This window comes from Thermoanaerobaculia bacterium (assembly GCA_018057705.1).
Taxonomy (GTDB): Bacteria; Acidobacteriota; Thermoanaerobaculia; order Multivoradales; family JAGPDF01; genus JAGPDF01.
On sequence record JAGPDF010000059.1, the window covers coordinates 19,261 to 28,479 of the forward strand.

Genomic DNA, 9,219 nt, shown 5'->3' on the forward strand with positions numbered 1-9,219 from the left:
GACTTCGCAGATGAGAGATCCTTCGCCCCCGGCCGCGATCGAGATCCCCGAACGGTTCAATCTGGCGGACTGGCTGCTCGACGAGAGGTTGCGCGAGGGCAGGGGCGGCGAAGTCGCGCTGCGGCTCGCGGATCGTGACCTCACTTACGACGCGGTCGCCGCACTTTCGCGGCGCTACGCGAATGTCCTTGCGGGCCTGGGTTTGCGCGCCGAGGAGCGCGTCTTCCTCATGCTGCCCGACGGGCCGGATTTCGTCGGCGCCCTGTTCGGCGCGCTGCGCGCCGGCGGAGTCGTGGTGATGCTCAATCCCGAGCTCCACGCCGATGCGATCGCTGCGCTCGTCGACTACCTCCGGCCGCGTTTCTCGGTCATCGACGGCCGGCTGGCGCACACCTGGGCCGAGGCGCTCGGAATGAGCCAGGAACGGACGCAGCTCCTCACGGTCGGCGACCGCGCCCCCGGCTGCCCGGCGTTCGAAGAGCTCTCCCGCACCGTCGCCGACGACTTTCCCACGGTCCGGACTCACCGCGACGATCCGGCGGTGATGCTCTTCTCCGGCGGCACCACCGGACGCCCGAAAGCGGTCGTGCAGAGCCACCGCTCGTACGCCTTCACCACACAGGCCTATGGACAGCGGATTTTGGGCCTCACCGCAAGCGACACCACGCTCTCCGTCCCGAAGCTCTTTTTCGGCTATGCGCTGGGATCGAACCTGTTCTTCCCCTTCTCCGTCGGCGCCTCCGCCTGCCTGTTTCCGGAGAAGGCGACCGCCGAGAGCGTCTTCGCGGCGATCGCGCGCCACCGCCCGTCCGTGCTCGTCACCGTCCCGACGATGATCCAGCAGATGGTGAGTCACCCCGGAGCAGGAGCGCAGAACCTCGCGTGCCTGAGACTCGCGACCTCCGCTGGCGAAGCCCTCGCAGTGACGCTGCGCGAGCGCTGGGACGAGACTTTCGGCGTCGAGCTCCTCGACGGTCTCGGTACGGCCGAGCAGTGGCACATCTTCATCTCGCACCGGCCCGGCCGTGTCCGGCCGGGGACGCTCGGAGAGGCGGTACCCGGCTTCGAGGTGCGGGTGAAGGACGACGCCGGCCAGGATCTCGCCGACGGCGAGATCGGGCCGCTCTGGGTGCGCGGCGGAGCGCGAGCCTGGGGCTACTTTCGCGAGCTGGACAAGACCCAGGACACGTTTCGCGGCGAGTGGGTCGTCCCCGGCGACCTCGTGTCGCGCGACGCGGATGGCTTCTTCACCTATCAGGGGCGCGGCGATGACGTCTTCAAGGTCGCCGGCAGGTGGTTCTCCCCCGCCGAGGTCGAGGGCACGCTGCTCCGCCACCCGCAGGTCGCCGAATGTGCCGTGGTCGGAATCGTCGACGGGAACGGCCTGCTCAAGCCGCACGCCTGGGTGATCCCCAGACGGGCCGCTCCCGGTCTCGCGCAGGAGCTCTCGGATTTCGTGGCGCGGGAGCTCCTGCCCTTCAAGGCGCCACGAATCGTCCATCTCGTCGAAGAGCTTCCCCGGACCCACCTGGGCAAGATCGATCGCGGCGCCCTCAAGCGCCCGCCGTCCACCGAAGGGGCGAACCGATGACCGCACGACGCAAAGTCGCAGCGCAGTCCACGGCTTCATGCCTCGCCGAGCTCCTCCGGATCCGGGCCGAGTTCGGATCGGACTGGCCGGCGCGCAAGCGCGCGCTGCTCACTCGACTCGAGCGCGCCCGGCTCGGTTCGGCACGGGCGGTCGGGCAACTCCACGATCTGCTGCTCTTTCTGCGGGCCTACCCCGATGATGCAGCACTTCTTGCTCACGTGGAGCGCATGCTCGAGGGCTTCGAACGGCGCTCCGACTTCCGCGCGTTCCGTGCCCGGCTCGCCGACAGCGGGATCGCCGGGACGACGATCCACTTCCCGTTCTTCGCCGAGACCGCCTGGCGCCTCGCCGGCCGATTCCCAGCTCACCTCGCGATCGACTGGGACTCGATTTCCGAACCCGAGAGACTCGAGCGCTGGCTGCCGTTCGTCGCGCACCCGGCGGAGGCTCCCGGGCTCGACGAGATCGCCTGGTCGCCGGGCGAGTGGCTCGACCGGATGCGGGGCCGGGAAGCCGTCCAGCCATCGCCACCGCAGGCCGACGGGGCGTTCTTCCTCCAGCGCCTGCGGACAGCGATTCCCGACCCGCAGCTCTTCGAGCGCGTCGTCGACGACCTCGGCCTGTTCTACCGGCTCACACCCTCCGCGACGACGCCTGCCCGCACCCGCGAGCGGCTCCGCGGAGCGCCGGCTCACTTCCATTCCGCTCCGCTCCTGCGGGGACGCCCGGACCTCGTGAAGGCGCTGCGGCGTGGCGGACTGCGCCCGCTGGCGGTCGAAGAGCTCTCCGGCCGTCGCGCCGAGCAGGCGCTCGAGCTGGCGCGCGATGCCATGGTCACCCGCGGTCGCGATCTCGACGCCTTCGCCTACGGCAGCGCCGAGGACGTGCGGCTGGTGACCTGGGAGGACGGCCTGCAGTTCGCGGTCATCGGTGTCCGTCCGGAGCGCCGCCTGCTGCTCGAGGCGGTCTACGCCTTCCTGACGCTCAAGAACGGCGTGCCGGCCGGTTACGTTCTGAACAGCGCTCTCTTCGGCTCGGCGGAGATCGCGTTCAACGTCTTCGAGGCGTTTCGCGGCATCGCGGCCGCCCAGGTCTATGCCCGGGTGCTGGCGACCGTCCAGTTGGTCTTCTCTGCCTCCGCCTTCACCATCTTCCCGTACCAGCTGGGCGACGGCAATGACGAAGCGCTCGACTCCGGCGCCTGGTGGTTCTACCAGAAGCTCGGATTCCGGCCGCGGGCGCCCAGGGCCGTCGCGCTCATGCAGCGCGAGCTCGCGCGCCAGCGCCGGGACCCGGCGAGCCGCTCGACGCGCTCGACGCTGGCCGCCCTCTCGCGGGAGAACCTCTTTCTCCATCTCGGCAAGGAACGCCGCGATGTCATCGGCGAAGTGCCGCTGCCCTGGGTCGGCGTCGCAGCCACCGATCTTCTCGCCCGCCGATTCGCTGCGGCGGACGGACCCGGCGATCGCGGCGACGAGGCTTGTGCGGCCGAAGCGCGCGCGCGGCTGGGCCTGCGCAGTCTCGCGGGCTGGAGCGCCGGAGAGCGCGCCGCCTTCCACCGCTGGGCGCCGGTCCTCCTCCTGCTCCCCGGCCTCGAGCGCTGGAGCCCTGCCGAGCGGTCAGCGCTGGCTGCCGTCGTCCGCGCCAAGGGAGGGGCCAGGGAGTCGGAGTTCGTGCAGCGCTTCGATGCTCACCCGAAGCTGCCCCGCGCCCTCGCGAGACTGGCGCGCGACTGCGAAGGCGCCTGAGGGCGCCGAACGCGGCTCGCCCGGGAGTCCCCGGGGACGGCACCTATTCGATCGCGCGCGGCGTGGATTGGACCCGGACCACGCCGATGATCCCGGCGAGGGTCAGCAAGGAGCCCAGCGCCTGATTCCAGCCGAACGGTTCGTCGAGAAAGAGCGCTCCGAGGGCGAAGGCGATGAGCACGGTCAACTGCGCCATCGCCCCCGACTGGACGTTGGTGACCCAGCGGTAGGCGTAGGTCATGAGGAGCTGGGCGGCGATCGACGTCGCTCCGACCGCGGCGAGGAGCAGCCATTCGCGGGCATTCGGGGTGCGCCAGTGGAGGATTCCCAGCGGCGCCGTCGTCAGCAGGCCGAAGAGGGTGAAGCTGCCGTAGATCGCCCACGAGCTCTCGGTCCGGCGAGCGGCGCGGATCGCCGCCACCGCTGCACCGGAGAGTACCGCCGAGGCCAGCCCGGCCGCTTCCCAACGTCCGAAGCGCGCGAACAGGCCGCCGTCCGCGAGACCGCCGGTGACCAGAGCCACGCCGAGGAAGGCAACCGCAGCCGGCAGCAGCACCCAACGCCGCACGCCCTCGCCCAGGAAGAGCGCCGCGAACAGCACGCTGAAGATCGGCGACGAGTAGTTGAGCAGCGTCGCCGTGCCGACCGGGACATGGGCAATGGCGAGGAAATAGAGCAGGACGGCGGAGCCTCCGAATACCCCGCGATAGACGAGCAGATCGAGGCGGTCGTAGGCGAGCGCCCGGCGGGCCAGCCGGGGCACCAGGAGCAGGGGCAGAAGCATGAGCGCGAAGCGGATGAAGGCCACCTCTCCACCCGAGATCGTCTTCGATACGAGCTTCGCGGCCACCGCCATGAGAGCGAAGCTCACCGCAGAGAGCGCCGTGTAGACGAGCGGACTCCGCGGCGCCGCAGCGACGGGAGGCGTTGGGCCGGTGGTGCTCAGCGCGCGATCGGAGAGCGGAAGAGGTCCGCGAGCCAGTCGGGCACCGCGGTCTTCTGGAAGGAGTCCATGGCGACACAGACGGTGACGATCCGGCTCTCCGCGGCGGGCCGCTCGATGTCGCGGTGGAGGAAGCGATAGCGCCAGGAGACCGAGCTCCCGCCGACGCGCGGAATCGAGACCTCGATCTCGGTGTCATCGCCGTAGCGCAGCGGCCGGTGATACTCGGTCTCGAGGTGCACCACCGGGAAGCCGATGCGGTGCTCCCGCAGCAGCTTCGGATAGTCGATGCCGATGCCGTCGCGAAAGAACTCCTCCATCGCGACGTGGCAGAAGTGCATGAAGCGCGGGTAATAGACGATCCCGGCCGGGTCGAGATCCCCCCAACGGACGTGCAACGGTGTGCGGAAGGCCATGCGCCGAAGTCTAGCCCGACGGCGCCGGCTACCCGGCCGCCGGCTTCGGCTTGCCCGCCAGGTACTGCGGCGGCCAGGCGAGATCGACGCCGTAGCGCGTCGCCGCGTGCAGCGTGAGGTAAGGATCGGCGAGGTGCGGCCGCGCCATCACGGCGAGATCGGCGCGCCCGGCCGCGAGCACCGTATTCGCATGGTCGACGTCGAGGATGGCGCCCACCGCCATCACCGGAATACCGGCTTCATAGCGGATCTTCTCCGCGAACGGAACCTGGTACATCCGCCCGTAGTCGGGTTTCGAGGCGGGCGAATTGCCCGCCGAGGAGACGTCGATGAGGTCGCAGCCGAGGCGCTTGAGCTCGCGCGCCACCGCGACCGCGTCATCGGGGGTGAAACCGGAGCCGTCCGGCATCCAGTCGGTCGCCGAGATGCGGACCGACATCGGCAGCTCCGCCGGCCAGGCCTCGCGCACGGCGCTGAAGACCTCCAGCGGGTAGCGCATCCGGTTCTCGAGTGCGCCGCCATAGTCGTCACGGCGCGAGTTCGAGAGCGGCGACAGGAAGCTCGACAACAGATAGCCGTGCGCCATGTGCAGCTCGAGCCAATCGAAGCCGGCTTCCGCGGACCACCGGGCCGCGCGCACGAAGGCGGTCCGGATCCGGTCCATGTCGGCGCGGTCCATCGCCTTGGGCACCGGTGCGCCGGGGCGGAACGGTTCGGCCGAGGGCCCGAGCGTCGACCAGGCCCCCTCGGCGGCGGTGAGCGGCAGGTCCGCGCCCTCCCAGGGAAGGTGCATCGAGGCCTTGCGGCCGGCGTGCGCGAGCTGGATGCCGATCTTCGCCGCCGAGTGGCGGTGAGTGAAGTCGACGATCCGTTTCCATGCCGCGCGATGCTCGTCGCGGTAGAGACCGGCGCAGCCGGGCGAGATCCGCCCCTCCGCCTCGACGTTGGTCATCTCGGCGATCACCAGGCCGGCGCCACCCACGGCGCGGCTGCCTAAATGAACGAGATGCCAATCGTTCACCGTGCCGTCCTCTGCCGAGTACTGGCACATCGGCGAGACGACGATGCGGTTCGCGAGCTCCACCCCTCGCGCCGGGAACGGCACGAACGCCGGCGGCCGCGGGGCGGCAGAGCCCGCTGCCGGGTCGAATGCCCGATCGACGCGAGCCACCAGCTTCGGGTCGCGCGCCTTCAGGTTGTCGTAGGTGATGCGCTTCGAGCGCGTCATCAGATTGAAGACGAACGGCACCGGCTCCTGGGCGAGATAGCGGCTCGAGTTCTCGAACCACTCGAGACTGGTCTGGGCAGCGCGCTGGAGCTTCGCGACGTCGATCCGGCGCGCCTCCTCGTAGGCGGCGAGCACCGCCGGGACGTCTGCCGTGCCGAGAGCCTGGAAGGACGCGACGAGCGCGATCGAGTCCTCCATCGCGAGTTTGGTCCCGGAGCCGATCGAGTAGTGCGCCGTGTGCGCGGCGTCGCCCAGAAGGACGACGTTGCCGCGGTGCCAGCGGCCACAGCGCACGGTCGGGAACTGCCGCCAGACGGAGCGATTGGCGAGCAGGCGGTGCCCGTCGAGATGGCGAGCGAAGAGGCGCTCGCAGAACTCGACGGTCGCCGCTTCGCTCGCGCGGTCGAGGCCGGCGCCCTGCCAGGCCGCCTCGCTGCATTCGACGATGAAGGTGCTGCGTCCGGCGGCGAACGGATAGGCGTGGGCCTGAAAGAGCCCGTGCTCCGTCTCCTCGAAGATGAAGGTGAAGGCCGGCAAGCCGAAGTCGGTTCCCAGCCACGAGAAGCGGTTCGGCCGCAGGTCGATCGTCGCCTCGAAGTCGCCGGCGAAGCGCTCGCGCACGGCGCTGTTCACGCCGTCGCAGCCGATCACGAGGTCGGCCGCTGGCAGTTCCGCTCCGGCCGCGAGCTCGCGCTCGAAGCGGATCGTGCAGCCGAGCGTCTGGGCACGCTGCCGCAGGATGGCGAGGAGCTCGGTGCGCGCGATGGCGGCGAAACCGTGTCCTGTCGAGACGATCGTCTCGCCGCGAAACCGCGTCTCGATCTCCGTCCAGGTGCGGAACCGGTCGCGGATCCGGGAGGCGGAGTCGGCGTCGGCGTCATCGAAGAACGACAGCGTCTCGTCGGAGAAGACGACGCCGAACCCGAACGTGTCGTCCGGCCGGTTGCGCTCGAGGATCTCGATTTCGACCTCCGGAAACGCCTTCTTCATCAGGATGCCGAAGTAGAGTCCCGCCGGTCCGCCGCCGATCGCCACGATGCGCATTCCGGGATTCTACGTGGGGTCGTGAATCCGGAACGCCCATCCTGCCGCAGACTGGTCTAGGCTGCTCAGGCGATGCAATGGTGGATCGTCTGGCTCGGCGAGCTCTTCTGGATCGTAGGGGTTGGGATCTGGGTGGCGACGGATCGCCGTGCTCCCGCCTCGACCCTGGCCTGGATCGTCGTCCTCGCCTTTCTGCCCCTCGTCGGCCTGCCGGTCTACCTGCTCGTGGGTCCGCGCCGGTTGCGGCGCCAGAGGTTGCGCTACCAGGGCCTCAGCGAAAGCGTCGCTGCCGCGCTCGGATCGGTCGAGAGGCATCCCGACATACCGCCGGACGTCGCGCGCCAGGTGCGGCTCGCGGCGCGCCTCGACGAAGCTCCGCTCTCTTCGGCGACCTCGCTCACCCACTTCCGTTCTGGCGCCGCGGCTTTCGCTGCGATCGAAGAGGACATCGCCGCCGCCCGGCACCATGTCCACCTCGAGTTCTACATCTGGAGCGACGACTGTACAGGACGGCGGATTCGCGACCTGCTGACCGAGCGTGCGCGAGCCGGCATCGAAGTCCGGGTGCTCGTGGACAGCGTCGGCGCTGGCGTGAATGCCGCCTTCTTCAGCGCGCTGGTCGCGGCAGGCGGGCACTATGCGCGATTCAATCCGCCGCGCTTCGGCCTGCGACTTCGCCTGTTGAACTTCCGCTCCCACAGAAAGATCGTCGTGGTCGACGGCGAGGTCGGCTACCTGGGCGGCATGAACGTCTGCGACGAGCAGACGAGCGGCGTCGGGGGCGACTCTCCCTGGCGCGATTCGCAGCTGCGGATGGAAGGGGAGGCCGTGCGCTGGCTGCAGCGTTCGTTCCTCGAGAACTGGCAGTTCTCGACTCCATCCCCCTTGGCGATCGAGCCCGAATACCTTCCCGGCCAACCGCGCGGCGACCACTGGCTGCAGATCGTCCGTGGGGGGCCCGATCGCGCGGTCTTCCCCATCCACGAGTTCTTCTTCACCGCCATCGCCGGCGCCGACGAACGCATCTGGATCTCGAGTCCCTACCTCGTCCCTGACGAAGCCACGCTCCTGGCCCTCCGCTCGGCAGCGCACCGGGGTGTCGACGTTCGGCTGCTGGTGCCGGTCCGCGGCGACCACCGCCTGGTCACGGCGGCGGTGCGCTCCTACTACGACGACTGGCTCGCCTGCGGCGCGCGGGTGTTCGAGTACGGCCCGGCGATGCTGCACGCCAAGACGATGCTGGTCGACCGTGAGCTTGCGGTGGTCGGCAGCGCGAACGTCGACAATCGGAGCTTTCGCCTGAACTTCGAGATTGTCGCCGCGGTCTACGGCGAGGAGGCGGCCGACGACCTGGCGGAAGAGTTCGAGGAGGATCTCGAAATGGCCCACGAAATCCTGCCGAGCGACCTCGCCTCTCGCAGCCGCCTTCGCGTCCTGGGCGAAGTCGGCGCGCGGCTCTTCAGCGCCCTGCTCTGACGGGAGCGCTCATCCTGGAGTCCGGGCCAGGACGAAAGTTGACATTTGATACTAGTGTATGAGTACACTAGTACACATGTTGCATCTGCCTCTGACGATTGACACTTCGGACCCGCGACCGATCGGACGCCAGATCGAAGAGGGTCTCCTGCAACTGGTCACATCCGCGACGTTGGTGCCAGGCGAACCGATTCCTTCGGTGCGCGACCTGGCGCGCGACCTGCGGGTCAACCCCAACACGGTCGCCAAGGTCTTCCAGCGCCTCGGCGAGGCCGGAGTCCTCGAGATGCGTCGGGGCGAAGGCACCTACGTCGCCCAGAACCCCCCGCTTCCCACCGCGGCCGAGCGCCAGGCCCGTCTCGCCGACGCCGCCTCCCGCTTCGCCATCACTGCCTCCGGTCTGGGCTTCGATGCCAAGCCGGCGGCGGTCGCTCTCTTCGAAGCCTTCCTCGCGCTCGAGTCCCAGGAGAAGAAATCGTGAAGATCCTGATTCGCGACGTCACGCTGCGCTACGGTCGCACGACCGCCCTCGACCGGCTCGACCTGCATGTCCCGGCGGGCTCGGTCTACGCCCTGCTGGGCAGGAACGGCTCGGGCAAGAGCTCACTGGTGAAAGCGCTGCTCGGCCACCGGCGTCCCGATGGCGGCGTCCTCGAGCTCGACGGCCTCGACCCCTGGAAGGCGCGTCATCGCCTGATGGGCCGAATCGCCGCCACCCCGGAAACGCCCGATGCGCCGCCGGCGATGAAGGTCGACGCCCTCGGACAGTTCGT

General features: G+C 69.4%; 8 protein-coding genes. 5 read left to right on the forward strand and 3 right to left on the reverse strand.

Annotation, left to right across the window (positions count from 1 at the left end):
* Window positions 1–10: 10 nt before the first annotated feature.
* Both KBI44_15865 and KBI44_15870 read left to right on the forward strand, forming a co-directional pair.
* Window positions 11–1,591, forward strand: a complete 1,581-nt coding sequence (locus KBI44_15865; protein MBP9145955.1) for a benzoate-CoA ligase family protein — start codon at window positions 11–13, stop codon at window positions 1,589–1,591.
* Window positions 1,588–3,339, forward strand: a complete 1,752-nt coding sequence (locus KBI44_15870; GenBank protein ID MBP9145956.1) for a hypothetical protein — start codon at window positions 1,588–1,590, stop codon at window positions 3,337–3,339. Before KBI44_15865 ends, KBI44_15870 begins: the two co-directional genes overlap by 4 nt.
* Window positions 3,340–3,382: 43 nt before the next feature.
* Here KBI44_15870 and KBI44_15875 read toward each other — a convergent pair whose 3' ends face one another.
* From KBI44_15875 to KBI44_15885, 3 genes are all read right to left on the reverse strand, one after another.
* Window positions 3,383–4,210 carry a DMT family transporter gene (locus KBI44_15875; GenBank protein ID MBP9145957.1) on the reverse strand — a complete coding sequence of 276 codons (828 nt, stop codon included), beginning with the start codon at window positions 4,208–4,210 and terminating at the stop codon, window positions 3,383–3,385.
* 71 nt (window positions 4,211–4,281) lie between these two features.
* Window positions 4,282–4,698 carry an acyl-CoA thioesterase gene (locus tag KBI44_15880; GenBank protein ID MBP9145958.1) on the reverse strand — a complete coding sequence of 139 codons (417 nt, stop codon included), beginning with the start codon at window positions 4,696–4,698 and terminating at the stop codon, window positions 4,282–4,284.
* 28 nt (window positions 4,699–4,726) lie between these two features.
* Entirely contained in the window at window positions 4,727–6,970 is a 2,244-nt protein-coding gene (locus tag KBI44_15885) for a bifunctional salicylyl-CoA 5-hydroxylase/oxidoreductase (protein ID MBP9145959.1), read from the reverse strand.
* 72 nt (window positions 6,971–7,042) lie between these two features.
* Here KBI44_15885 and cls point away from each other — a divergent pair, with 72 nt between their 5' ends.
* The 3 genes from cls to KBI44_15900 all read left to right on the forward strand — a co-directional run.
* On the forward strand, window positions 7,043–8,446 hold the full coding sequence (gene cls / locus KBI44_15890) for a cardiolipin synthase (protein ID MBP9145960.1): 1,404 nt from the start codon (window positions 7,043–7,045) through the stop codon (window positions 8,444–8,446).
* A gap of 76 nt (window positions 8,447–8,522) precedes the next feature.
* Window positions 8,523–8,927, forward strand: a complete 405-nt coding sequence (locus tag KBI44_15895; protein MBP9145961.1) for a GntR family transcriptional regulator — start codon at window positions 8,523–8,525, stop codon at window positions 8,925–8,927.
* The coding region (locus tag KBI44_15900) for an ATP-binding cassette domain-containing protein (GenBank protein MBP9145962.1) at window positions 8,924–9,219 on the forward strand (296 nt) is incomplete at its 3' end. The genes KBI44_15895 and KBI44_15900, both read left to right, overlap by 4 nt.

What these genes read in the sequence shown, in the direction of transcription:
- KBI44_15865 (MBP9145955.1), top strand. Translation starts at nt 11, where the DNA reads ATGAGAGATCCTTCGCCCCCGGCCGCGATCGAGATCCCCGAACGGTTC.
- KBI44_15870 (MBP9145956.1), top strand. Translation starts at nt 1,588, where the DNA reads ATGACCGCACGACGCAAAGTCGCAGCGCAGTCCACGGCTTCATGCCTC.
- KBI44_15880 (MBP9145958.1), bottom strand. Translation starts at nt 4,698, where the DNA reads ATGGCCTTCCGCACACCGTTGCACGTCCGTTGGGGGGATCTCGACCCG.
- KBI44_15895 (MBP9145961.1), top strand. Translation starts at nt 8,523, where the DNA reads ATGTTGCATCTGCCTCTGACGATTGACACTTCGGACCCGCGACCGATC.
- cls (MBP9145960.1), top strand. Translation starts at nt 7,043, where the DNA reads ATGCAATGGTGGATCGTCTGGCTCGGCGAGCTCTTCTGGATCGTAGGG.
- KBI44_15885 (MBP9145959.1), bottom strand. Translation starts at nt 6,970, where the DNA reads ATGCGCATCGTGGCGATCGGCGGCGGACCGGCGGGACTCTACTTCGGC.